At 63.8% G+C, this 22,650-nt stretch carries 22 protein-coding genes; 3 read left to right on the plus strand and 19 right to left on the minus strand.

Translation table 11 applies throughout. The features are described from left to right. Nucleotides 1-684: 684 nt before the first annotated feature. Nucleotides 685-1,569: an MBL fold metallo-hydrolase gene (locus ACM42_RS27445; RefSeq protein WP_271530791.1), complete on the plus strand. Its 885-nt coding sequence runs from the start codon at nucleotides 685-687 to the stop codon at nucleotides 1,567-1,569. Between the two features lie 286 nt (nucleotides 1,570-1,855). On the opposite strand, the gene ACM42_RS27450 is transcribed toward ACM42_RS27445, so the two are convergent. From ACM42_RS27450 to ACM42_RS27520, 15 genes are all read right to left on the minus strand, one after another. Continuing rightward, the gene (locus ACM42_RS27450; RefSeq protein WP_194392461.1) at nucleotides 1,856-2,893 is read right to left on the minus strand and encodes a patatin-like phospholipase family protein; all 1,038 of its coding nucleotides are present in this window, start codon (nucleotides 2,891-2,893) and stop codon (nucleotides 1,856-1,858) included. Beyond that, complete coding sequence (locus tag ACM42_RS27455; RefSeq protein WP_271530792.1) at nucleotides 2,890-3,819, minus strand: polyphosphate kinase 2 family protein; 930 nt, start codon at nucleotides 3,817-3,819, stop codon at nucleotides 2,890-2,892. The genes ACM42_RS27450 and ACM42_RS27455 overlap by 4 nt, the downstream gene beginning before the upstream one ends. Beyond that, nucleotides 3,779-4,798 (minus strand): branched-chain amino acid ABC transporter permease, encoded by a 1,020-nt coding sequence (locus tag ACM42_RS27460; RefSeq protein ID WP_271530793.1) that lies wholly within the window; start codon nucleotides 4,796-4,798, stop codon nucleotides 3,779-3,781. The genes ACM42_RS27455 and ACM42_RS27460 overlap by 41 nt, the downstream gene beginning before the upstream one ends. After that, nucleotides 4,795-5,676: a branched-chain amino acid ABC transporter permease gene (locus tag ACM42_RS27465; RefSeq protein WP_271530794.1), complete on the minus strand. Its 882-nt coding sequence runs from the start codon at nucleotides 5,674-5,676 to the stop codon at nucleotides 4,795-4,797. The genes ACM42_RS27460 and ACM42_RS27465 overlap by 4 nt, the downstream gene beginning before the upstream one ends. 5 nt (nucleotides 5,677-5,681) lie before the next feature. Next, nucleotides 5,682-6,386 carry an ABC transporter ATP-binding protein gene (locus tag ACM42_RS27470; protein ID WP_271530795.1) on the minus strand — a complete coding sequence of 235 codons (705 nt, stop codon included), beginning with the start codon at nucleotides 6,384-6,386 and terminating at the stop codon, nucleotides 5,682-5,684. Between the two features lie 3 nt (nucleotides 6,387-6,389). Next, on the minus strand, nucleotides 6,390-7,157 hold the full coding sequence (locus ACM42_RS27475; protein ID WP_271530796.1) for an ABC transporter ATP-binding protein: 768 nt from the start codon (nucleotides 7,155-7,157) through the stop codon (nucleotides 6,390-6,392). A gap of 15 nt (nucleotides 7,158-7,172) precedes the next feature. Beyond that, complete coding sequence (locus ACM42_RS27480; RefSeq protein ID WP_028177141.1) at nucleotides 7,173-8,483, minus strand: ABC transporter substrate-binding protein; 1,311 nt, start codon at nucleotides 8,481-8,483, stop codon at nucleotides 7,173-7,175. Between the two features lie 94 nt (nucleotides 8,484-8,577). Further along, a complete protein-coding gene (locus ACM42_RS27485; protein WP_271530797.1) occupies nucleotides 8,578-9,282 on the minus strand; it encodes an NUDIX hydrolase in 705 nt (234 codons plus the stop codon). Nucleotides 9,283-9,312: 30 nt separating this feature from the next. Next, nucleotides 9,313-10,338: an ABC transporter substrate-binding protein gene (locus tag ACM42_RS27490; protein ID WP_271530798.1), complete on the minus strand. Its 1,026-nt coding sequence runs from the start codon at nucleotides 10,336-10,338 to the stop codon at nucleotides 9,313-9,315. Nucleotides 10,339-10,571: 233 nt separating this feature from the next. After that, nucleotides 10,572-11,345: an anti-sigma factor family protein gene (locus ACM42_RS27495; RefSeq protein ID WP_271530799.1), complete on the minus strand. Its 774-nt coding sequence runs from the start codon at nucleotides 11,343-11,345 to the stop codon at nucleotides 10,572-10,574. Then, on the minus strand, nucleotides 11,342-11,860 hold the full coding sequence (locus ACM42_RS27500; RefSeq protein ID WP_271530801.1) for a sigma-70 family RNA polymerase sigma factor: 519 nt from the start codon (nucleotides 11,858-11,860) through the stop codon (nucleotides 11,342-11,344). Before ACM42_RS27500 ends, ACM42_RS27495 begins: the two co-directional genes overlap by 4 nt. A gap of 39 nt (nucleotides 11,861-11,899) precedes the next feature. Further along, nucleotides 11,900-13,369 (minus strand): YncE family protein, encoded by a 1,470-nt coding sequence (locus ACM42_RS27505; RefSeq protein ID WP_271530803.1) that lies wholly within the window; start codon nucleotides 13,367-13,369, stop codon nucleotides 11,900-11,902. Between the two features lie 11 nt (nucleotides 13,370-13,380). Continuing rightward, nucleotides 13,381-13,917, minus strand: coding sequence for a DUF305 domain-containing protein (locus ACM42_RS27510; RefSeq protein ID WP_271530804.1), 537 nt, complete (start codon nucleotides 13,915-13,917; stop codon nucleotides 13,381-13,383). Between the two features lie 101 nt (nucleotides 13,918-14,018). Beyond that, nucleotides 14,019-14,807, minus strand: coding sequence for an ABC transporter permease (locus ACM42_RS27515; protein ID WP_271530805.1), 789 nt, complete (start codon nucleotides 14,805-14,807; stop codon nucleotides 14,019-14,021). Beyond that, nucleotides 14,807-15,625, minus strand: a complete 819-nt coding sequence (locus tag ACM42_RS27520; RefSeq protein ID WP_271530806.1) for an ABC transporter ATP-binding protein — start codon at nucleotides 15,623-15,625, stop codon at nucleotides 14,807-14,809. Before ACM42_RS27520 ends, ACM42_RS27515 begins: the two co-directional genes overlap by 1 nt. 133 nt (nucleotides 15,626-15,758) lie before the next feature. Here ACM42_RS27520 and ACM42_RS27525 point away from each other — a divergent pair, with 133 nt between their 5' ends. Continuing rightward, nucleotides 15,759-16,541, plus strand: a complete 783-nt coding sequence (locus ACM42_RS27525) for an ATP-binding cassette domain-containing protein (protein ID WP_271530807.1) — start codon at nucleotides 15,759-15,761, stop codon at nucleotides 16,539-16,541. Continuing rightward, on the plus strand, nucleotides 16,538-18,097 hold the full coding sequence (locus ACM42_RS27530) for a glycine betaine ABC transporter substrate-binding protein (RefSeq protein WP_271530808.1): 1,560 nt from the start codon (nucleotides 16,538-16,540) through the stop codon (nucleotides 18,095-18,097). The genes ACM42_RS27525 and ACM42_RS27530 overlap by 4 nt, the downstream gene beginning before the upstream one ends. Nucleotides 18,098-18,103: 6 nt before the next feature. Here ACM42_RS27530 and ACM42_RS27535 read toward each other — a convergent pair whose 3' ends face one another. The 4 genes from ACM42_RS27535 to ACM42_RS27550 all read right to left on the minus strand — a co-directional run bounded on the left by ACM42_RS27535 (nucleotide 18,104) and on the right by ACM42_RS27550 (nucleotide 22,648). Then, nucleotides 18,104-19,816 (minus strand): sulfatase-like hydrolase/transferase, encoded by a 1,713-nt coding sequence (locus ACM42_RS27535; RefSeq protein WP_271531170.1) that lies wholly within the window; start codon nucleotides 19,814-19,816, stop codon nucleotides 18,104-18,106. Nucleotides 19,817-19,989: 173 nt separating this feature from the next. Next, nucleotides 19,990-20,406 (minus strand): hypothetical protein, encoded by a 417-nt coding sequence (locus tag ACM42_RS27540; RefSeq protein WP_271530809.1) that lies wholly within the window; start codon nucleotides 20,404-20,406, stop codon nucleotides 19,990-19,992. Between the two features lie 486 nt (nucleotides 20,407-20,892). Continuing rightward, a complete protein-coding gene (ilvC, locus tag ACM42_RS27545; protein ID WP_257176015.1) occupies nucleotides 20,893-21,912 on the minus strand; it encodes a ketol-acid reductoisomerase in 1,020 nt (339 codons plus the stop codon). Nucleotides 21,913-22,045: 133 nt separating this feature from the next. Further along, entirely contained in the window at nucleotides 22,046-22,648 is a 603-nt protein-coding gene (locus ACM42_RS27550) for a LysE family translocator (RefSeq protein WP_271530810.1), read from the minus strand. Nucleotides 22,649-22,650 lie beyond the last annotated feature (2 nt).

A 22,650-nucleotide genomic window follows, 5' to 3' on the forward strand; every position in this document is an offset into this window, starting at 1 on the left:
GGCGTCGGGACCGTCACCGACGAAGCACATGCATCATGTCGGATTGCCGCTATTCGCCCCGGCCCTGTGTCGGAAGTTGGCCTTTGAGGCGACATTCTCTTGGCATTTGCCGCAATGCAAGATCAGGAGCCGCGGCGTCAGCGAAACGCCTTCAGGCCCGTGCGCGCAAAGACCTCTCCCGTCATCGCGAAACGCCGGCGACGAGGAGGAAGGCGGAAAGCAGAATGTCATAGATGCTCGTCGCGGCGGCCTCGTCACGGCCGTCAGACGCGATCGATGTGACGCAAAATACAGCGCCGGGAAGGTAGGGGCTTTGCCTCACTGATGCAGCCCGCTAAACCTGGTCCCGGCGTGCCGTTCGCGGTTTCTGCCGCTATGCGATAGTCCGAACGAGCTCCATCGCAATCAACGCGGCTGGATTTGCGGAGGTGGCGTCATAGACCTCCCCTTGCTCATGAGGTGGACATTGCGCGTCGCTTGTTTGCGACCATTGGGATGGTCCTCCTGCGACACAAAACTGTCAAGCGGGATCAAAGGCCTTGAAATCACATTTGAAGGCGCGTTCCAGGCGTTCCCACGACCGATTGGCCCCGTGAAAGCGGCGGAATAAATCCCTGACGACAGCGTTTGTATCGAAGAGAATATCCGCCTCTGTCACCCTCGTTCATTTCCGGAAAGCCAGAGATGAAAGCATCATTTTGCATCGCGGTTGTCGCCGCCCTCGTCACCGGATCAGCATTCGCGCAGAACCCGCCGCAGACGTCCACCAGGAAGGTCGACGGCACCGAAAACGTCTACATCTTCCGCTATGGCGGCCATCAGGCGATGTTCGTGGTGACGCCGCAAGGCGTGATCGCGACCGATCCGATCTCCTATTTGCGTCCCGCCAAGCCCTATATCGACGCGATCGAGGCAGTCACAGACAAGCCGATAAAATACGTCATCTACAGCCACCATCACTACGATCACATCGCCGGAGGCCAGCCCTTCAAGGATCTCGGCGCGACTTTCATCGCGCACCGGCGAACCAAGGAGCGCCTGCTCGAGCTGAAGAAGCAGAAATCGCTGCTCGCGGACGTCGTGATGCCGGATCAGGTGGTGGATGACAGGAAGAGCATCACGCTCGGCGGCACCACGCTGGAGCTGAACTATGTCGGCCGCAACCATTCCGACAATTCGCTGGTGATGCGGCTGCCGAAGGAAAAGCTCGTCTTCGTGGTCGATTTCGCCCCGATCGAGCAGGTCCAGTTCCGCAACATCCCCGACAACGCCTCGCCGCTGGAATATATCGCCTCGCTGAAGAAGCTGGCGTCGCTCGACTGGGAGCGGATGATCCCCGGCCATCCCTATGCCGGCGGTCGCCTCGGCACCAGGAAGGACGTCGAGGACGACATCGCCTACATGGAGGATCTCTCCGCCGAGGTGAAGAAGGCCGCGGACGCCGGCAAGTGCTTCGACGTCGCGATGAAGGAGGTGAAGCTGCCGAAATACGAGAAGTGGTCGAACTACGAGTCAGCGCTTCCCGCCAATGTCGAGCGCTTCTGCTACTGGTGGGCTCGCGGGTATTGAGGGGAGTCTACAGCGGGCCGTGAGGGTTCAGGATAGGCCAAAGGCGCGAGAGCGCCGTGCCCGCCATCCTTTTCGCATGAACAATAGTGGCAATAGTGGCCACGCTTCGCCCACCGTACCGGTCCGCGGCGATCATGACATCATGCCCCTGTTTTGCCCGACGAGTCAAACGGCTTCGCCAAATCCGCAAGGCACAGGCTGCCTCGCCAAGTCATTGATTCCGCTGGCACGGGCTACTGTGCATGGGGTTGTTTTCGGACTTTCTTGTCGATGCAGGCGGGGCGGCCTAGAGAAACATGTCCGCCAGGTCGACCGTCGAGGATTTTCCGATCTGGTCGAAGTGTCGTGCCAGCCAGCTTCGTGCCGCCTCGCGGCCCTCGTCGCGCAGGCGGCACAACAGGCTCCACTCGGGGTGGAACTGCGTGGCGGTGCCGAGCTGCGACATCAACTGGTCGTTGCCGATCCAGTGCATGTACATGCGACTATGCCTGTCGCTGTCGAGCTCGCCGTCGTCGATCAGCCGCGTGGCGAAGGCGATCGCGCGCATCTCGCGCATCAGGGACGAATTGAAGCTGATCTCGTTGATGCGGTGGAGCACGTCGGCTGCGCTGGTCGGCAGCTCGTCGCGCCGGATCGCCGTGACCTGCACGATGATGACGTCGTGACTGCCCTTGCGGTAGATCAGCGGATAGATCGCGGGATTGCCGAGATAGCCACCATCCCAATAATGCTCGCCGTCGATCTCGACGGCCTGGAAATAGGGCGGCAGGCAGGCTGAGGCGAGCACGGTCTCCGCCGTGAGCAGCGGGCTCTGGAACACCTTGATCTTGCCGGTGCGCACGTTGGTGGCGTTGAGAAACAGCTGCGGCGCCTCGGGCGAGGAATTGAGCAGGTCGAAATCGACCACGCGCTGCAGCAACGCGCGGAGCGGATTGAAATGAAAGGGATTGAGCAGGCCCGGCGGCAGCGTGTGCGTCAGCGTATGGATGACGGCGTGGACCGGATGATATTCCGGCGGCAGCCTCAGCGCCTGGATCCACTGGTTCAGCGGCGACATCAAATCGTACGCCATGTCCATGCGCGACACTTCGTACCAGAAAGCGTGCAGGCTCTCCCGCGCGGCCTCAGCACCTCCGTGCGCCATGCCGGAGGCCATCGCGACCGCATTCATGGCGCCCGCACTGGTCGCGCTGATCGCCTCGATCGCGAGCCTGCCGTCCTCGAGCACCTGGTCGAGCACGCCCCAGACGAAGGCGCCGTGCGCGCCGCCGCCCTGGAGCGCGAAATTGACGGTCTTGCGGTCCGAGGTACGGTTGGCTGTCACTTGGCTTTCTTCCTGCCTCCTGTCTCCTCTTTCTCCAGCGCCTGGCGCACCTGTTCGAACTCTTGCAGCGAGGCTTTGTCGGCGCGGGGAAAGCGCAGGTCGAGCTTTTCGAGCGTCGCGTTGATCACGGAGCCGATCACGACACGGGCGAACCATTTGTGGTCGGCGGGCACGACGTACCAGGGCGCGTGGGGCGTCGCCGTGTGGCGAACGATGTCCTGATAGACCGCCTGGTAGCGAGGCCACAGCGCGCGCTCCCTGACGTCGTCCATCGAGAACTTCCACTGCTTGGCCGGATCCTCCAGCCGCTCGAGAAAGCGCTTGCGTTGCTCCTCCCTGGAGACGTTGAGGAAGAATTTCAGCACAACGGTGCCGTTGCGGCAGAGATAGCGCTCGAAGGCAGAGATGTCCTCGAACCGCTCCCTCCAGATGTGCTTGGTCACGAGCTTCTGCGGCAGCTTCTCCTTGGCGAGAATCTCCGGGTGCACGCGCGTCACCAGGCATTCCTCGTAGTGGGAGCGGTTGAAGATGCCGATACGTCCGCGCTCGGGCAGCGCGATCATATGGCGCCAGAGGAAGTCATGATCGAGCTCCTTGCTGCTCGGTGCCTTGAAGGCATGAACCTCGCAGCCCTGCGGATTGATGCCCTCGAAGATCGCCTTGATCGCAGAATCCTTGCCGCCGGCGTCCATCGCCTGGAACACGATCAGGAGCGACCAGCGGTCCTGCGCGTAGAGCTTCTCCTGAAACTCGATCATCCGCTTCTTGTTGGAGTCGAGGATCGCCTGCGCCTTCTCCTTGTCGAGATCGTCCCTCTCGTCGGTCTTGTGGTCCTTGAGGTGAAACTTGCCCGAACCATCGTGGCGGAATGGCGTGATGTAGCGGTCAAGTTCCTGGGCGAGCGATTTGGACGGCTTCTTGCTCATGAGCGCGGGGCACCTTGCGTTGCGGCTTCAATCGGTCGAGCAAGCTACCAAGGATGCCCTTGGGAAGGAATATGATGAAAAGGACGAGCAGCACGCCGTAGACGAGGTTGTCCCAGCCGACCGCCCTCGTGCCGAAGCCGATGCGCAGGGTCTCGGCCAGCAGAATTGTGATGATGGCGCCGACGGTCGGGCCGAGCGAGACGAACAGGCCCCCGACGATGGCAGCGAACACCATCTGGAGCGACACCGCGATGCCGCTGACCGTGTCAGGCGTGATGAACATCTGGTACTGGCAGTAGATCGCGCCGGCGAGCGCCGTCATCAGCGCGCTGAGCAGCGTGATCTTCAGCTTCTCCGCAGTGACATCGACGCCGGCGGCGGCAGCGGCGTCCTCGTCCTCCGAGATCGCCTCCAGCGCATAGCGGGCCATGCTGCGATCGACCCAGTGCCAGACCACGATGCCGAAAAGCCAGATCCCGAGCGCGATCAGGTACCAGGTCGTCTTGTCGTCGAATTGCAGCGCCAGCAGCTTGTTGCCCGAGGTCCGGTTCGGCGTGTAGCCCAGCGAGCCGCCGGTGTAGTCGCGCGTCGCGGTGATGACCTGGAGCACGATGCCGGAGAGCGCCAGCGTCACCAGCACGAAATAGTGGCCGGTGATGCGGAAGCGGAAGCAGGGATAGCCGACGATCAGCGCCAGCGCCCCCGCCGCGACCATGCTGATGGGAATGCCAATCCACGGCGACAGGCCGAGATGATTCCAGAGCAGCGCCGTGACATAGGCACCGATCCCCATGAAGCCGCCATGGCCGAGCGAGACCAGGCCGAACCGGCCCATCATCGACCAGGAGGTGTAGGCGAACGACCAGATCAGGATCAGCACCAGAATGTGCAGATGATAGGGATCGCGATAGACGAAGGGCAGCGCGACCAGCGCCGCCAGGCCTATTCCCCAGGCTGCAAGCCGCCCCTGCCCCATCATCGGCGCCTCGCAAGCAGGCCCGCGGGCCGGATGAACATCATGACGATGAAGAAGGCGAAGGCGAGCACATAGCCCCATTCGAGATCGGAGAACAGGCCGCCGAGCGAGATGATCTCCGCGAAGACGAAGGCGGCGATGAAGCCGCCGATGAAATTGCCGAGGCCCCCGAGCACGCAGATCAGGAAGGTGATCGGCCCGAAGGAGAGGCCGACGAAGGGATGCACGTCGTATTGCAGCACCAGGAGGCAGGCGGCGAGGCCGGCCAGCGCGCCGCCCAGCGCCGACGTGATCAGATAGATCCGTCTGGTATCGACGCCCATCAATGCCATGATCTGCCGATCCTGCGAGATGGCGCGGATCGCAGTGCCAGTGAAGGTTCGCGTCATGAACAGATAGACGGCGACCATGCCGACCAGCGCCGCCACGAACGATAGCAGCCGTGCGTAGCTGAAATTCATCTCGCCGAAGGCAAGCACCGGCAGGCGGATGCCGAGATTGCGGAAGTCGATGCCGAAGGCGACGGTGGCAAAGCTCTGCAGCACGAACAGCACGCCGCCGGTCGCGAGCAGCTGGTTGATCGGCGGCGCGGTCAGCAGCGGCGCGATCACGAGGTAGTGCAGCGCCGCGCCAAGTGCCGCGACCAGCAGGATGGTCAGCGGCGCGGCGACGAAATAGCTGACCCCGTAGTACTGCACCATGAAGTACATGCCGTACATGCCGATCATCACGAGCTCGGCATAGCAGATCCACGTGACGTCGATGACGCCGAAGATCAGATTGAGGCCGAGCGCGAGCAGCGCCAGCACGCCGCCGAGCAGGATGCCGTTGATCACGGCCTCCAGCAGGTAGATGTCGAAAATGTCCAGGAACGCCTGCATGCCCTTCACACCCCGAGATACGCTTCCTTGACCGTGTCGCTCGCCAGCATCTCGGCCGAGGTGCCGGAGGCGCGGATCGTGCCCGCCTCGATCAGATAGGCCCGGTCGACCACTTTCAGCACCTGTTGCACGTTCTGCTCGACGATCAGCACGGTCAGGCCGCTGGCGCGGATCCGTTTCACCAGCTCGAACACCTGCTGCACCACGACCGGCGCAAGCCCCGCCGAGGGCTCGTCGAGCAGCAGCAGCTTTGGATTTGACATCAGCGCGCGGCCGATCGCGCACATCTGCTGCTCGCCGCCGGACATGGTGCCCGCCATCTGGTGACGGCGCTCCTTCAGGCGCGGAAACAGCTCGAACACGACCTCGAGGCGTTCGGCATAGTGCCCGCGCGCCTCCTTCATGAAGGCGCCCATCTTGAGATTGTCATCGACTGTGAGCTGCGGAAACAGCCGGCGGTTCTCCGGCACATGCGCGATGCCGAGGCTGACGATCTTGTGCGCCGGCGTCGCCACGAGGTCGACGCCTTCCATTCTGATCGAGCCGCGCGAGGGCCTGATCAGGCCGGAGATGACGCGCATCAAGGTGGTCTTGCCGGCGCCGTTCGGACCGATGACGCCGACGGCCTCACCGGCCTTCACATCGAGGCCGACGTCGAACAGGGCCTGGAAGGTGCCGTAGCCGGCATTGACGCCGCGAAGCTCCAGCATCGGCTACCCTCCCGCGCGGCGGCGCGCTTCGGCGGCCGCGGCCTGCGTGGTCTCGGCATCGGTGCCGAGATAGACCTCGATCACCCGCGGATCGCCGGCGACCGCACTCGGCAGGCCCTCCGATATCTTCTCGCCGTGATCGAGCACCATGACGCGATCGACGACCCGCATCAACACGCCCATGATGTGCTCGACCCAGATGATAGTGATGCCGAGCTCGTCGCGGATGTTGCGCAGCATGTCCGCGGCCTGATCCATTTCGGCCTCGTCGAGACCGCCGAGGCTCTCGTCGGCGAGCAGCAGCTTTGGCGCGGTGGCGAGCGCCTTGGCGAGTTCGAGCTTCTTCAGGCCGGCAGCCCCGAGGCCATCGACGCTGGCATGGCGATCGGTGGGCAGGCCGACCATGGCGAGCGAGCGCTCGGCCGCCTCTTCCGCCCTGGCGCGGCTGTGGCGGCCCTGGCCGTAGAAACCGGCGAGCGCGACGTTCTCGAAAATGGTCAGGCGGCGGAAGGGACGCGGAATCTGGAAGGTGCGGCCGATGCCGCTGTTGATGATCCGGTGCGGCGCGAGGCCCGCGATCTCGTGGCCGGCGAAAAGTATCGAACCTGATGTCGGCGCCAGCGTGCCGGAGAGCATGTTGAAGATCGTGCTCTTGCCCGAACCGTTGGGGCCGATCAGGCCGAGGATCTCGCCGTCGTCGACCTTGAACGACACGTTGTTCACGGCGGTGAAGCCGCCAAATCGCTTCACCAGCCCGTTCACTTCCAGCACCGTCGTTCTCCGCCGCTACTGGTTGCTGTAGGTGGTGCCTTTCGGCAGCGGCAGCACGGCCTCGCGCTGCGCCTGACTCTTGGGCCACACCACGTAGGACTTGTCGTCAACGTACTGGATTACGACAGGGAACGAGCGCTCGTTCTGGCCGGCCATTGGCGAGCCCTCGCCATGGAATTTGACGCCGAAGCCAAGCATGGTGCCGCCTTCGGGTATGTCGGTATCGAGTGCTGCCTTGCGCAGGGCGTCGGGATCTATGCCGCCATACTTCTTGATCGCTCGCGGCAGCACGTCGGTCAGGAACAGGTAGGTGTTGGACGCAGCCATGCCGACATGAGCCGAACGGATGGCGACGCCCGGCTTGCGCTTGTCGAACTCCTCGCCAACCGCCTTAATGATCGGCGGCAGCTTCGGATCCATGCTCTTCTGGTTGGCGAGCCAGATCGAGATCGGATCGGTATTGAAGACGTAGTTTACATCAGCGCCCAAGCCTTCCTTCAGCTTCTCATAGACCCCGTAGCCGGCGCCATGTCCCACCAGTGCACCGAACTTCAGCCCCTGTTCGCGGGCTTGCCGGAGCAACAGGGTGATGTCGGGATTGTAGCCCGTGTGGAAAACCACATCCGGCTTTGCCCGCTTCAGCTTGGTTACGAGTGCGGACAAATCCGGAGCCGTGGCCGAATATCCCTCCCTCAGCACGATGTTGAAGCCAGCCTTCTTGGCACCGGCCTCATTGCCCTTGGCCACGTCGACGCCGTAGGCGCCGTCCTCATGGATGATCGCGACCCGCAGGTCCTTGGGATCCTTGCCTAGCTTTTCCTTTGTGTTCTGCGCGATGAAATCCATCGTCATCATACCGAACTGATCGCCGGATGCCTGCGGCCGAAACACGTATTTGTAGTTCTTGTTCTCCAGCACCGCGGACGAAATGCAGGTCGTGATCCACATGAACTTCTTCAGCTGCTCGACGCGCGCTGCCACCGGCACGCACTGCGCCGAGGAAAAGAAGCCGAGCAGCATGTCGACCTTTTCCTGCTCGATCAAACGGATCGCTTCATTGATGGCGACATCCGGCTTGCTTTGAGCATCGGCATAGATCGCCTCGATCTTGTAGCCCTCGACGTCCTTCGCGCTGTACTGATCCAGCATGATCCTTGCGCCGGTATATTGCAGCTCCGAACCGCCGCCGGCTAGCGGGCCGGTCAGATCATAGATGACACCGATCTTGAGCTTCTTCTCCTGGGCCTCGGCGGACACCGCCAAGCCTGTCGCTGATATCGCGACCAACAGCCCACGTACCAAACGGGTAGCCATGCGCAGGCGCATCAAAACCTCCCTGGACGATTGTGCATCGCATTCTTGTTGCTTTTGCTTTTTGCCCATCACATGGGTTGAGCGCGACGATGTCAAGCCTCGCGCATCAGCGCGACGCGAACTGGCGCTCGACGAAGGCCGTGACAAATCGCGGCATGGACGGCCTGAGATCACCCATGTCGCGCACGAGATGAATGGCCGACAATTCAGGCTCGTCGTCACCTGCGAGATTGGCTTCGATCCGGGCGCGGGCCTCGTCGCCCGGCATGTCCAGGTTGAGGATCTGAATCATCGCAATCGCACGGCCGGAGACGACGCAGTGCCAGTCCGCCTCCGCCGCGTAGTCGTCGGCGGTCAGCCCGGTCTCTTCCGCGATCTCGCGGACGACGCTGCCGGGAACGTCGAGGGCGCCACCTCTGACGTCGCCGAGGTCGGGCGTGCCCGACGGGAAATAGATGCGGCCCGCATTGGCGGTGTGCTGTCCCATCTCGCCCATCACGAAGGCGCCGTCGGAGGTGCGCAGTGCGCCCATGCCGAAACCGTTGAACACGGCCGTATCGGGAAAGCCCCAGTCGCGCCAGGCGAGGAAGCTGGCGAAATCGGTCTCGAAATAGGTCGCGGCAAAACGGTCGCCGGTGAACACGGGATCGCGCCCGAGCAAGACGCGGCCGTTCCAGATCTTCGGCCGCTCGCGCTGCTTCTGGGCGAAATGCGCCGCGATCTCGGCGCGCCGTTCCTCCGCGAACGGCCACACGATCGGCCGCACCGCGAGATCGAGCGTCGTGACGCGATGAATGACAGGTGACGTCATGGCCGGGCGATTACCACGCGTTCGCGTCGGCTATTTGGCACTCCCCGTGGTCTTCTTGGCCTGGTCGACGAATTTGTTGGTGAAGGTCTTGCTGACGTCGATCTTGGCGTTGGCCACCTCGGGCGAGCCGACGGTGAACACCGCGAGCACTGCGTCGGCGCCTTTCGGATCCATCTTGCCGGTCTCCGAGTACATGGGGATCGTGTTCTTCAGTGCGGCGAGATAGAGGTCCTTGTTCTTGCCGACCGTCTCTTCCGGCATCTTCGCCATGATCTCCTCGGGCGAATGCGCATGGATCCAGGCCAGCGTGGCGAGGATCGCATTGGTGAGCGCCTGCGTCTCCTTCTCATGGCCGTTGATCCAGGCCGCGGTCGAGTACAGCGCGCCGCCCGGATATTCGCCGCCGAACGTCTCGAGCGTGTCCTTCTGGGTGCGGGTGTCCGAGAGGATGCGCAGATCCTTGTGGGTGCCCTGAAGCACGGTCACCGAAGGATCGAGCATCACGGCCGCGTCGATCTGGCCCTGCTGCATGGCGGCGACCGCGGTGGCACCGAGGCCGACTCCGATCACGGCCGTGCCGGCGGGATCGAGCCCGTTCTTCTTGAGCATGTATTTGAGGAAGAAGTCGGTGGAAGATCCGGGTGCGCTGACACCGACCTTCTTGCCGGCGAGATCCTTGACCGATTTGATGTCGTTGGTGCGCGAGGGTGCGACCACCAGCACGAGACCGGGGTAACGGTCATAGACCACGAAGGACTGGAGCTCCTGCTTTTTGGCCGCGAGATTGACGCAATGGTCGAAATAACCGGAGACCACGTCGGCGCTCCCGCCGAGCACGGCTTTCAGCGCATCCGAACCGCCCTTGAGGTCCACCAGCTCGACATTGAGGCCAGCCTTCTCGTATTCGCCGAGCTGCTTGGCCAGCACCGTGGGCAGGTAGCACAGGCAGGAGCCGCCGCCGATCGCGATGGTCACCTTGCTTTGCGCCGCGGCAAGCGAGGTGGTGAGCGTCAGCGCGAGCAGCGCGCCGGCGAGCCTGGCAATCGTGTTCTTCATTGGTTTCCTCCGTTCGGCCGGCGGCACCATAGAGCAGCGGGATGGGCTTGAGAAGCACTGCCTGGGTGGGCTGGCCATCGGCCTTTCGGCGCAATAGCGTGCCCAAACAAGAGCAATTCCCGATGGGGAGGATCAAGACGCCGCCGCAGGCGCCTGACGACGTCACGCTGCCGGATTGAGCCCTCGCGATTGGGCTCGCGCCGATGCGCGGGCCCGCTTCGTGAATTTCGCCGCTAGATCGAGCGCGCCTGCTTCCGGATCTCGTTCGCGATCGGTTTGAGAGTGTCTGTCGGAAGCTGGCCGACGAGGGTATAGCCAAGGCCGCCGTCTATCCAGGCGAAACCCGCGATGTCGCCGGACGACTGCGGCATCATCGGCGCATCCTGATTGCGGCTGCTCATCGGACGCGTCAGCACCACGAGGCGATCGCCGCGATCGTCGTCGTACATGAACATCGCGGCCGGACCGTGCGAGGTAGCGACCAGGCGCCCGCCCATCAGCCGATAGCCCGAGACGGAGAGGTCCGGTACCTTGACCGGCTGCTTCAGCCGGCTGGAGATCCATTGCGTGAGCTCTGCGCTGTCGGACGCCCGTATCTCGACCGGGCGCACGCGATCCGGTGCGTAGACGCCATAGGTATAGGCTGCTTCCTGGGCCAACGCGGATAGTCCGTTCGAGCTATCCTGCAGTACGCTGCGCATGGTCCATCCGCCGAGGCCTCCGATACCTAGAAGCAACATCGCAGCGATTGCCCGCCACGCCCGCAGGGGACGGCGCTTCCGGCTCTCGATGATGTGCGACAGGTTCAATTCCGCGGGCAATGGCTCGTCGGCGATTGAAGCGAGCGCACCACGCAACTGCTCGCGCTGGTTGGCGAAGCCCGCAACGCGGTTGGCGACATCCGGATGCTCGTCCAGATAGGATGCGACCTCGGCGCGACGCTCGGGCTCGAGCGCTTGGTCCACGTAGGCGTGGAGATCATCTTCCGTGATCGGCCGGTGGTTCATTTCAAGCTCCGCAATGCGACGACGTTCCTCGGCCCCACCGCATCCATCTCCTGCTGCAACCGCTCCCGTGCGCGCGACAGGCGCGACATCACGGTGCCCACCGGAACGCCGAGAACTTTCGCAGCATCCGCGTAGGAGAGATCCTCGACTGCGACCAGCAGCAAGACCGCCCGTTGCTCTTCCGGCAGTCGCGCAAGCTTGCTCAGGACGTCCCGGTAGATCAGTCTTTGTTCCTGCGCTGCCGCGCTGACAAGCTCCTGCTGACCCGCATCGTCGATCGGCATATGCCTTCCCCGCGCTGTGGCCTGGCGGAATTGCGTGATCGCCAAATTGTGAAGGATGGTGAAGAGCCAGGCGCGGACGCTGCCATCGCGCCGCTGATGCCAGCGGCTGACGGCGCGCTCCAGGCAGTCTTGGACCAGATCGTCAGCCGCCGCGCGATCGCGCATGAGCGCACGCGCATAGCGGCGGAGCGCGGGGATCAGCGGCTCGACCTGAACCAGCATATCCTTCATGACGCGCTCCGCCTCATCTCGGTTGATGCCCGCCGAACGTCATCGCGCCTCGATTTGAATGGCGTCGCCCGGCTTGGTCGCATCGCCGGACGCAATCACCAGATATCGCCTGGCAGCCGCGGCAGACTGGTCGACGATCTGCCGGATCGGACCCACCGCGTTGACGATGGCCGATCCGGCTGGATTGGTCATGAACGCCGCCAATGGCTGCAGCGGGCCGCTTCCATCGCCATGGTCCGCCAGCGCTAGCACATATTTCTGCCTGGGCTGAAGTCCCGTCACCGAAGCCTGCAGGACCTGTATCAAGCCTTGATCGAACAACGACACGCTGGTCGGCGCCTTGCCGCCCCCTGCGTCGCCCTTCGACACTAGCGCGAGATGAGCAACCTGGCCGGCAACGCCGAGAGCCTGCAGGTTTTGGCGGTCATCCGGGTCAGGCGCGGCGTTCGGGACATAGGCGATCGCTTGCGGCGCCTGGCCGATCGGAACGTTGGCGATTACCTTGTTGGTTGCCGTATCGATAGCCGCAAGCGCGTCGGCATTCTCCAGCCCGACATAGATGCGAGTCCCGTCGCCGGACGGCCACACACCGTGCGGAAGACTACCGACCGGGATCGTCGCGACCTGCGAGAAGTCGTCGGTGCGGAACACCTTCACTTCGTTCAGGCCACCGACAGTGACATAGGCAAACGTGCCCTTGGCCGTATGCGCGAAGTTGACGTGATTTGTGATCGGGCCGGTTTCGATGGTCTTGATCGCATTGAACGGCGGCCTCGCGTTGAACACCTGGGTCCGGCCCACGTCTTTCAGCGTGAACCACACTTGGTTCCCATCCGGCGTCGCCGCGATGTTCGGGCAGAATGGGCTCTCCTGCTTCACCCTCGCTATGATCTTGTGCTCGGCAACAGCGACCACGTCGGTCTCGGGATTGAAGGACGAGCAGATGTAGCCATACTTGCCGTCGGGTGAGAAAATCTGCATGCCGGGCCCGTTCGGGGTCGTGATGCGGGTTTTCTCCTTGAAGCTGGTCGGGTCGATGACGGAGATGTAGTTTTCGCCGCGGACGGTGACCCACACCTCCTTGCCGTCCGGCGTGTAGAACGCCTCGTGTGGCGACCTCCCGACGTAGGTCACGTGCTTGACCGCGTTGGTCGCGGTATCGATGAAACTCACGGAGTTCGAACCGATCGAGACCACGGCGAGCGTCTTGTGATCCGGCGAGAAGCCCATGCCGTGCACGAGGACCTGGCCCTTGTAGAGCGGGCTAAAATTGCCGGGTTGCGGGTCGCCCAGTCGGATCACACCAAGCAGCTTGTTGTCGACGGGGTCGGTGACCGAAACCGTATTCGAGAATTGTTCTGCGGCGTAAACGCGGTCGTGGTGGCTGATCGGAATGTCGGGGGCGGACAGCGCGCCCGGTGCCTGCCCCGCCCATGCAGCGGATCCGCCAGCAAGCATCGTGGCGGCCAGGAAAATGCTTCTCACAACCCTGCATTTCGATGTGTTCATGTATGTAGCTCCTACTTCTTCATTCCGGCGGGCATATCCATCTGCATGCCCGAATGATGATGAGCGTTGGCCACCGGAGCGGATGCCGGTTGCGTCGGAGCAGGTGCGGTGTCCGTGGCCGGCTCGCCTATGGCGAGCTTCATGGCCGCGATCTCCTGCATCTGGTCGACAATGATTTCCTGGGCGATGCGCCGCAGCTGCTCGTTCTTGCCATAGCGCAATTCGATGACTGCCATGTCGATCGCGCCCTGATGATGCGGATTCATCATTGCGACGAAGTCGCGATCGACGTCGCCGGTCGGCTTGACCGCCATGTCGTTCATCATCTTGGTCATGGCGGCTTCATTTTCTTCCAGAAAGGCCCGTTCCTCCGTGCTCAGCGCAGCCGGCGGGCTGGCCGGATGGGACTCATGCGCGAACGCGAGCGGAGGCACCGCGAACGCGACGAGAATGCGCGCGGCGAGGAACGCCGCGCCGAATCCGGACCTGGGCCATCGACATCTGGCTGAGAGCGCCGCTACGGCGCAGCGAAACTGTGACGGGTACATCAAGAACTCCCATGCGGGTGGTCGCATGGGGGTTTGACGCGCGGCCGCGCGTTCTATTCCGGCCTGCCGATCACATAAATGTCAGCGCGCAACGAGGCAGCTTAACCACGCCCATCCGACGCGGTCGGCCGCCACACCAGGAGACGCCGCTCCACCAGCGTGACGCCGAAGTCGATCAGGATGACGAAGGCCGAGAGCACGAACATGCCTGCGAACACACCGGCAACGTCGAACACGCCCTCGGCCTGCTGGATCAGATAGCCGAGCCCCGCCGCCGATCCCAGATACTCGCCGACGACAGCGCCGACCACGGCGAAGCCGACGGAAGTGTGCAGCGAGGAGAACATCCATGACAGCGCCGACGGCCAATAGACGTGCTGCATCAACTGCCGCTCGCTCATGCCGAGCATGCGGCCGTTGTCGAGCACGGTGCGGCTGACCTCTTTCACGCCCTGATAGACGTTGAAGAACACGATGAAGAACACCAGCGTGACGCCGAGCGCGACCTTGGACCAGATGCCGAGCCCGAGCCACAGCGCGAAGATCGGCGCCAGCACGACGCGCGGCAGTGCATTGACCATCTTCACGTAGGGATCGAACACCGCAGCGACCAGCGGCTGGCGCGCGAACCAGAAGCCGACCAGCACGCCGCCGAGCGATCCGATCACGAAGGCGAGGATCGATTCCGCCAATGTGATGCCGAGATGCTTCCAGATCACGCCGGACGAGAACCATTTCACGATCTGGCTGAACACGTCGACCGGATTGGAGAAGAAGAACGGCGGCAACAGGATCTTGCCGAAGACCGGCACGGTGGCGAGCAATTGCCACAGTGCGAGGCAAACGATGGCGACCAGGATCTGCAACGCCAGCAGCGTCACGCGCGACATCAGACCGCCTCCGCCGCTTGCGTGGATTGCGCGTAGCCCTTCATCACCTCGTCCTTGAGCACGCTCCAGATCTCGCGATGCAGTGAGTGAAACTCCTTGTCGAGCCGCACCTCGAAGATGTCGCGCGGGCGCGGCAGGCTCACGCGCCAGTCGCCGATGATGCGCGAGGACGGCCCGGCCGACATGATCACGACACGATCGGCGAGCGCGATCGCCTCTTCCAGATCATGGGTCACGAACAGCACAGCCTTGCGGTCGGCGTTCCACAAATCGAGCAGCAGGTTGCCCATGACCTGGCGGGTCTGCGCATCGAGTGGCCCGAACGGCTCATCCATGAGCAGGATTTTTGGATCGCGGATCAGCACCTGCGCCAGCGCCACACGCTTGCGCTGGCCGCCGGAGAGCATGTGCGGATAGCGGCCCGCAAAGGCGCCGAGGCCGACTGACGTCAGCCATTTTTGCGCCCGCGGCAGCGCTTCGGCGCGCGGCGTGCCCTTGATCTCGAGTCCGATCGCAACATTGTCGAGCGCGGTCTTCCACGGGAACAGCGCGTCGGCCTGGAACAGGTAGCCGGCGTCCCGGTTCAGCCCCGCCAGCGGCCGGTCGAAAATCCGGACGCTGCCGGCCGCGGGCTTCAGCAGCCCGGCCGCGACGTTGAGCAGCGTCGATTTCCCACAGCCGGTCGGGCCGACGATGGCGACGAACTCGCCCTGGGCGACCCTGAGATGAGCCTTCTCGACTGCCGTATAGACCCGCCCGTCCCCGAGGCGGAACGCGACCTTGGCATCTTCCAGCGCCACCGCCGTGGGCGTCGTCATGTGCTTCCTCCGAATTCAGGCCGATGCCTTAGCCGCTCGCGCGGCCAAGTTCAATCAAGGCGCCAAGCGTGCTACGCATGGGACCCGTCACCCCGCCCACCCCTCAGAGGCAACCGAGCCGAGCGCACGTCTGATGCCGTCCAGTCCCATGATTGGCTATGCACACGCCACAAAGAGCTTCGGCTCCCTCAAGGCTCTGAACGATGTATCGCTCGAGATCGCCGAGGGCGAGTTTGTGGCGATCGTCGGCGGCTCGGGCTCGGGCAAGACCACGCTGCTGCGGCTCGCCAACCGGCTGATCGAGGCCGACGGCGGTACCATCACCGTCGAGGGCGAGGACGTGAGAAATGTCGATCCGGTCGCGCTGCGGCGGCGGATCGGCTACGTGTTCCAGAGCGGCGGGCTGTTCCCTCATTTGAGCGTCGCTGACAATATCGGGATCACACCGAAACTGCTGGGTGTGTCGGCGGCGGATATCGCGGCGCGTGTGGACGAGCTGCTCGAGCTGGTGCAGCTCGACCGTGCGGCGCATCGCGACCGTCTGCCGGAAGCGCTCTCCGGCGGCCAGCGCCAGCGCGTCGGCGTCGCGCGGGCGCTTGCGGCAAGGCCTCGCATCGTGCTGATGGACGAGCCCTTCGGCGCGCTCGATCCCCTCACCCGCGATGCGCTCGGCGACGACTATCGCTCGCTGCATCGCAAGCTCGGGCTGACCACCGTGATGATCACCCATGACATGACGGAGGCGATTCTGCTCGCCGACCGCATCGCAGTGATGCGCGGCGGACGACTGCTCGCGCAGGGCACGCCCAATGAGCTCGCCAAGAGCGGCGACGACTACGTGCTCGAGCTGCTGCGCACGCCGCGGCGCCAGGCCGAGCGGCTGAAAGCGCTGTTGCCGCAGAGCGGTGCGGCATGAGCCTCCTCGCCGATCCACGCTGGGGCGAGGCGCTGGCGCATCTGCCCGACTATCTCGGCAACCATGTGCAGGTCAGCCTTGCCGCACTGGCGCTCGGTCTCGCCGTCAGCCTGCCGCTGGCCATCCTCACGCGCAATCGCCCGGCGCCGCGCGGCATGCTGCTCGCGTTCGCCAGCATCGTGCAGACCGTGCCCGGACTGGCGCTGCTTGCACTGTTCTATCCGCTGCTGCTCGCGGCGGCCTCGGTCGCGCTGGCCTGGTTCGGCGTTTCCTTCTCCGCGTTCGGCTTCCTGCCGGCGATGCTGGCGCTGGCGCTCTATTCGATGCTGCCGGTGCTGCGCAACGGCATCACCGGGCTCAACGGCATCGATCCCGCGCTGATCGAGGCCGCCAAGGGCGTCGGCATGACCGGGCGCCAGTCGCTGCTCATGGTCGAGCTGCCGCTGGCGCTGCCGGTGATGATGGCGGGCATCCGCACCGCCGCAGTCTGGGTGATCGGCACCGCGACGCTGTCGACCCCGATCGGGCAGACCAGCCTCGGCAACTACATCTTTGCCGGGCTCCAGACCCAGAACTGGGTGTTCGTGCTGTTCGGCTGCCTGGCCTCGGCCCTGCTCGCGCTCGCCGTCGATCAACTGCTTGGCCTGATCGAGAACGGTCTGCGCCGTCGCAGCCGTCTGCGCGCAGCGCTCGGCTGCGTCGGGATCGCAGCTCTCCTTGCCGCAACATTGGTGCCGACAATGGGCCGCTCCTCGCAGGGCTACGTCGTCGGCGCCAAGACATTTGCTGAACAATATGTGCTGTCCGCGCTGCTCAGGGACCGTCTCCAGGCCGCCGGCCTGTCCGCGACGGCGCGCTCGAGCCTCGGTTCGAGCGTGATCTTCGAGGCGCTAAAGGCCGGCGACATCGATCTCTATGTCGACTATTCCGGCACGCTTTGGGCCAACCAGCTGCATCGCGGCGATATCAAGCCGCGCACCGAGCTGCTCGCGGAACTCAAAACAGCGCTCGCCAGGGACAACATCACCCTGCTCGGCGACCTCGGCTTCGAGAACGCCTATGCGCTGGTGATGCCGAGGAAGCGCGCCGAGGCGCTCGGCATCCGCACCATCACCGATCTCGCCGCACACGCATCGACGATGTCGATTGCCGGCGACTACGAATTCTTCTCGCGGCCCGAATGGGCAGCCCTGCAAAAGGCCTACGGCCTTTCGTTCCGCGCCCAACGCCAGATGCAGCCGGATTTCATGTATGCGGCCGCCGCCAGCGGCGAGGTCGACGTGATCGCCGGCTACACCAGTGACGGCCTGATCGCGAAGTACGATCTCGTCGCGCTCGACGATATCAGGCACGCCATCCCGCCCTATGACGCCATCCTGCTGCTCGCGCCGAAACGCGCCGGTGACGAGCGATTGCAGGCGGCGCTGAGGCCGCTGCTCGGCAAGATCGACAACGCCACCATGCGCGAAGCCAATTTGCGCGCCAGCGGCAACGACGCGAATTCGTCGCCGGATGCGGTGGCGAAGTGGCTGTGGGGGAAGATCAGGCGGCAATGAGGACGGCTACAGTCCCCTGATCATCCCCGCGTCGATCAGCAGCCGGTTCAGTCGCCGCGCCTCGGCGCCGTCCTTGCAGCCGTAGAAGATGCCCTTGCAGCGGAGCATGATCTCCTTCTGCTCGGCGAAGGACGGGTCGAGCGGGATGCCGGCGGCTTCCTGGATCACCAGCGGCAGATAGGGGCCGTCGATCGTGTCCATCACGGCCGCGCTCTTCACCGGCTCGAAATTGACGGCGTCGATCGCATAATAGGTCGCGTAGAGACGCGGATCGTAATTGTCGAGCTTCTTGCCGAGAGCGCCCTCGTCGAGCCCAGGCTCGAGGATCTGCGGTGCGAATTCCGGCTGGTGATCGCCGTAGCGCACGATCAGGAAGGGCTCGCCCGGAAATTTCTTCTTCAGCCCGGCGACGAAGGCCTTGTACTGCTCGGCGCTCATGGCCTGCCGGCGCAGATATTCGTCGATCGTCGGCGCATTGCCCGGCGCGCGCCAGGTCGGCAGCAGGTCGGGGCGGAAGCGCGTCTCCCAGGGGAAATGATTGGCGCCGAGATAGATGAAGGTGAACAGCGGCTTGTTCGGCGGCTGCAGGCCCATCAGCTGGAGCGCCTTGTCGTAGAAGAAGCTGTCGGGTTCGACATCCTTCGCGCCGAGGTCCTTCGAATCGAGAAAGCGCTCGATGCCGGTCGTCATCTGGAAGCTGCGCGCGCCCATGAAGCCGCCATTGGCGGGATAGAGCGACAGCGTCTCGTAGCCGCAGCGGCGCAGCGCCAGCGGCAGGCCGCGCTCAACCCGGCTCGAGGCAATGCGCGTCACGAAATAGGCGAAGCGTCCGAACGAGCGAGAGGAAAGCCCCGCGAGCACGTTGTATTCAGTGAACCAGCTCGGTCCGCCATTGCTCTCGGCCAGGAACGTGCGCTGCTTGCCGTCCCAGGACGTGAAGTGGCTGCCATAGCCCTGCGGCACCTTGATGCCCTGCGCCGCGCGGATGTCGAAGCTCGATTCATCATGGATCATGATGATGTTGGGACGGCGGCCGGCGGGATGGCAGGCATCGACCAGCGGCATGTTGAGCCGTTCACTGGTCGAAGCGGCCGCCTCCATGAGGCCGTACTGCGCGAAATCCGACACCGCGCTGACGCCCGAGCGGAAGAATTTCGAGAGATAGCCGTCGTCGTAATAGCTGCGCCAGGCTTCATCCGGATGGTAGAGCGAATACCCGACAAGCCCGGCGAGGCAGGCGAGCTTGCAGGCCAGCGCTGGCAGGCGGCGGACGCGGAAAGGGTCGAGCCACCACAGCGAATACATCAACGGCAGCGTGACCAGGCCGGCCAGAATCACCGACCAGCGCAAGTTCGGGAAGATCGTGAACAGGAACGCGACGGTGTCGCGGTCGATCATCATCAGGTCGATGAAGTTGACCGTCATCTGCACGACCTCGTGCTTGAGCTGCGACAGCAGCACCAGCACGACGACCATGGTCAGCGACAATGCGCCCGAGAGCGCCGGCCGCCGCAGCAGCGTGATCCAGAAGAAATTAAGGAGGCCCCAGGCGAGCGCAAAGGACAGGCGCGAGCCGAAATCGGTCTCGGTCTCGTACATCAGGGCGAGCGCAGCGAGATGCGGCGCTGCAACCGCGAGCAGGCGCCAGATGCCGAGCGCGGCGACGCTCGCCAGCACGGCAGTCGTGGCAGAAGGACCTGGATTGGGCGCGGACGCCATCGACAATACGCTGAACTTCAAGTCCGGCCCGATGACACGTCTGACCGACGGGTCAGGGCGTCCGGCGCAGCCGGAAGCCTGCACCGTGTCATAAAACTGTAACGGAATGGTCAAGGACAGGCAACGCGCGGGGCGGCCCGACCTTCGCTTAATGTTAGCGAGCGGCGAAGCTGCTACGGCTTTGCAACGCCCGCGATGAACAGGTCGAGCACCCCTTCCGCCACCCGCTCGACTTCATTCTCCTCCACGCGCCAACGTGGAAGGTGGCCGTCGAGATTCATCCGAGCAAAACCGTAGACCAGGGCGCGGCCGGCGATCTGGATGCGCTTGAGGTCGGCCGACCGCAGAAGGCCCTGCTCTGCGGCGTCAGTCAGCCTCCGCCCGGTCAGCGCGACCGGCTCGGCGTTGTCGCGCGCCAGCTCCGGAGAGCGCGGCCTCACGGATGAGACTTCGACTCCCTCCGCCGCAAGTTGCAGCGCAGCATCGATCAACACGCGGCAGCCACCCGGGCCGCGTGGCTCGAGCGTCCGCTTCGGCAGCACGGCCCCGATCAGGTGGCGCATCGGCTCCGGCGTGATCTGATGGCGCACCTTGGGATCTGCCGCGGTCAGCGCCTTGAGCGCGATTTCGGCGATGCGCTCGGCCGGTGAGCAACGGCCTGGCTCTCAGTGGACGCGAGATGAGAATGCGGATGAAGAGCCGAATCCTTGGCCCTGAAGACGCAGAGGTTTTGATGTTCGGAACGCCACGAGAAAGTGCGAGAAACGACGCGATGCCAAGAATGTGGTTTAAAGGTCAGTTCTTCGCGTTCAGGCTGCGCGTCAACTCGCGAAGAGTTTGAATGAAGCAGCAATGCTTCGCGCGGGATGGAAAGAGCGAGATCGCTGTTTGCGATCTCACTCGACCATAGCCGCTAAGATTTAAGATTTGGTTTGGCGAGCGAAGCTCGTGGTCACTCGTGTCCCGGACAAGGCGCAACGCGCAAGCGCCGCAGAGCCGGGACCCAGAGACGCAACAATGGATCCCGGATCAGCAGCGCACCACTGCGTGATGCGCTGCGTCCGGGGAACGACGACTTAGTTCTTGCTCTTGTCGACCAGCGCGCCCTTCTTGATCCAGGGCATCATGTCGCGGAGCTTGGCGCCGACTTCCTCGATCGGGTGCTGGGCGAGCTTGGCGCGGGTCGCCTTGAACGAGGTCTGGTTGACCTTGTTCTCGAGCATCCAGTCGCGAGCGAACTTGCCGCCCTGGATGTCGGCCAGAACCTTACGCATCTCCTTCTTGGTCTCGTCGGTGATGATGCGCGGGCCGGTGACGTACTCGCCATATTCGGCGGTGTTGGAGATCGAGTAGTTCATGTTGGCGATGCCGCCTTCGTAGATCAGGTCGACGATCAGCTTCACTTCGTGCAGGCATTCGAAATAGGCCATCTCCGGGGCATAGCCGGCTTCGACCAGGGTCTCGTAGCCGCCCTTGATCAACTCGACCAGGCCGCCGCAGAGCACGACCTGCTCGCCGAACAGGTCGGTCTCGCACTCTTCCTTGAAGGTGGTCTCGATGATGCCGGCGCGGCCGCCGCCGATGGCGGAAGCATAGGACAGGCCGAGGTCATGGGCGTTGCCCGAGACGTCCTTGGCGATCGCGATCAGGCAGGGCACGCCGCCGCCGCGCTGATATTCCGAGCGGACGGTGTGGCCGGGGCCCTTCGGCGCGATCATCAGCACGTCGAGGTCGGCGCGCGGATCGAGCAGGTTGAAATGGACGTTGAGGCCGTGCGCGAACACGAGGGCGGCGCCCTTCTTCATGTTGTCGTGCAGGTGCTCGCGGTAGATGTCGCCCTGGAGCTCGTCCGGCGTCAGCATCATGACGAGGTCGGCCCATTTGGCGGCTTCGGCGACTTCCATCACCTTGAAGCCGGCGTTCTCCGCCTTCTTGGCCGAGGCCGAACCCTTGCGCAGCGCAATGGCGACTTCCTTGACGCCGGAATCCTTCAGGTTGAGCGCATGGGCGTGGCCCTGGCTGCCATAGCCGACGATGGCGACCTTCTTGCCCTTGATCAGGTTCAGGTCGGCGTCGCGATCGTAGTAAACACGCATGGTCGTTTCCTCGTTCAGGGCCAAAAATCGGCCAATGGTCAGTGTCCGAAGGGTGAAATTTGCGGATTTCGGGGGCTGTCTAGAGCATTTTCAGCCCTGAGGGAAACCCGTTTCTGCATGGAAATCCGCGACATCATGCATCCATGAAAACGGGGTAGAGGGAAGCGAGCAGCAGGACCGCCATGAGGATGTTGAAGGCGCGGACCAGCCGCTCGGAGGTCAGGACCGGCCGTAGCGCGGTGCCGAACAGGGCCCAGACCACGGTCGAGACCGTGCCGACGACGAGGCTGATCACGGTCTGGATGGCGATGTTGAGCGGGAATTGGGCGATCGCGGTATAGGCGGTGATGGTGCCGATCACGATCACCCAGCCCTTGGCGTTGATCCACTGGAACATCGCCGCGCCCCAGAAGGTCATCGGGCCGCGGGCCTTCTCCTCGCCCGGCTTCGCCGGGCCGGACATGGCGATCACGGCGGCCAGGTAAATCAGGTAGGCGGCGCCGGCATATTTCAGGATGGTCTGGAGGATCGGATAGGCCAGGAACACGGTGCCGAGCCCGAGGCCGACGGCTGCGATCATGAAGGCGAAGCCGATGACGATGCCGACGATATGCGGGATCGTGCGCCGGAAGCCGTAGGTCAGGCCGGAGGACAACAGCATGATGTTGTTCGGCCCCGGGGTGAAGTACATCACCACCATGAAGGCGAGGAAGGCGTAGAACAGCGAGTAGGTCACAT

This window comes from Bradyrhizobium sp. CCBAU 25338, from assembly GCF_028128965.1.
Lineage (GTDB): Bacteria > Pseudomonadota > Alphaproteobacteria > Rhizobiales > Xanthobacteraceae > Bradyrhizobium > Bradyrhizobium liaoningense.

What these genes read in the sequence shown, in the direction of transcription:
- ACM42_RS27515 (WP_271530805.1), bottom strand. Translation starts at nt 14,807, where the DNA reads ATGTCGCGCGTGACGCTGCTGGCGTTGCAGATCCTGGTCGCCATCGTT.
- ilvC (WP_257176015.1), bottom strand. Translation starts at nt 21,912, where the DNA reads ATGCGTGTTTACTACGATCGCGACGCCGACCTGAACCTGATCAAGGGC.
- ACM42_RS27460 (WP_271530793.1), bottom strand. Translation starts at nt 4,798, where the DNA reads ATGATGGGGCAGGGGCGGCTTGCAGCCTGGGGAATAGGCCTGGCGGCG.
- ACM42_RS27520 (WP_271530806.1), bottom strand. Translation starts at nt 15,625, where the DNA reads ATGACGACGCCCACGGCGGTGGCGCTGGAAGATGCCAAGGTCGCGTTC.
- ACM42_RS27490 (WP_271530798.1), bottom strand. Translation starts at nt 10,338, where the DNA reads ATGAAGAACACGATTGCCAGGCTCGCCGGCGCGCTGCTCGCGCTGACG.
- ACM42_RS27465 (WP_271530794.1), bottom strand. Translation starts at nt 5,676, where the DNA reads ATGCAGGCGTTCCTGGACATTTTCGACATCTACCTGCTGGAGGCCGTG.
- ACM42_RS27470 (WP_271530795.1), bottom strand. Translation starts at nt 6,386, where the DNA reads ATGCTGGAGCTTCGCGGCGTCAATGCCGGCTACGGCACCTTCCAGGCC.
- ACM42_RS27480 (WP_028177141.1), bottom strand. Translation starts at nt 8,483, where the DNA reads ATGCGCCTGCGCATGGCTACCCGTTTGGTACGTGGGCTGTTGGTCGCG.
- ACM42_RS27445 (WP_271530791.1), top strand. Translation starts at nt 685, where the DNA reads ATGAAAGCATCATTTTGCATCGCGGTTGTCGCCGCCCTCGTCACCGGA.
- ACM42_RS27485 (WP_271530797.1), bottom strand. Translation starts at nt 9,282, where the DNA reads ATGACGTCACCTGTCATTCATCGCGTCACGACGCTCGATCTCGCGGTG.
- ACM42_RS27505 (WP_271530803.1), bottom strand. Translation starts at nt 13,369, where the DNA reads ATGAACACATCGAAATGCAGGGTTGTGAGAAGCATTTTCCTGGCCGCC.
- ACM42_RS27510 (WP_271530804.1), bottom strand. Translation starts at nt 13,917, where the DNA reads ATGTACCCGTCACAGTTTCGCTGCGCCGTAGCGGCGCTCTCAGCCAGA.
- ACM42_RS27455 (WP_271530792.1), bottom strand. Translation starts at nt 3,819, where the DNA reads ATGAGCAAGAAGCCGTCCAAATCGCTCGCCCAGGAACTTGACCGCTAC.
- ACM42_RS27530 (WP_271530808.1), top strand. Translation starts at nt 16,538, where the DNA reads ATGAGCCTCCTCGCCGATCCACGCTGGGGCGAGGCGCTGGCGCATCTG.
- ACM42_RS27495 (WP_271530799.1), bottom strand. Translation starts at nt 11,345, where the DNA reads ATGAACCACCGGCCGATCACGGAAGATGATCTCCACGCCTACGTGGAC.
- ACM42_RS27525 (WP_271530807.1), top strand. Translation starts at nt 15,759, where the DNA reads ATGCCGTCCAGTCCCATGATTGGCTATGCACACGCCACAAAGAGCTTC.
- ACM42_RS27535 (WP_271531170.1), bottom strand. Translation starts at nt 19,816, where the DNA reads ATGGCGTCCGCGCCCAATCCAGGTCCTTCTGCCACGACTGCCGTGCTG.
- ACM42_RS27500 (WP_271530801.1), bottom strand. Translation starts at nt 11,860, where the DNA reads ATGAAGGATATGCTGGTTCAGGTCGAGCCGCTGATCCCCGCGCTCCGC.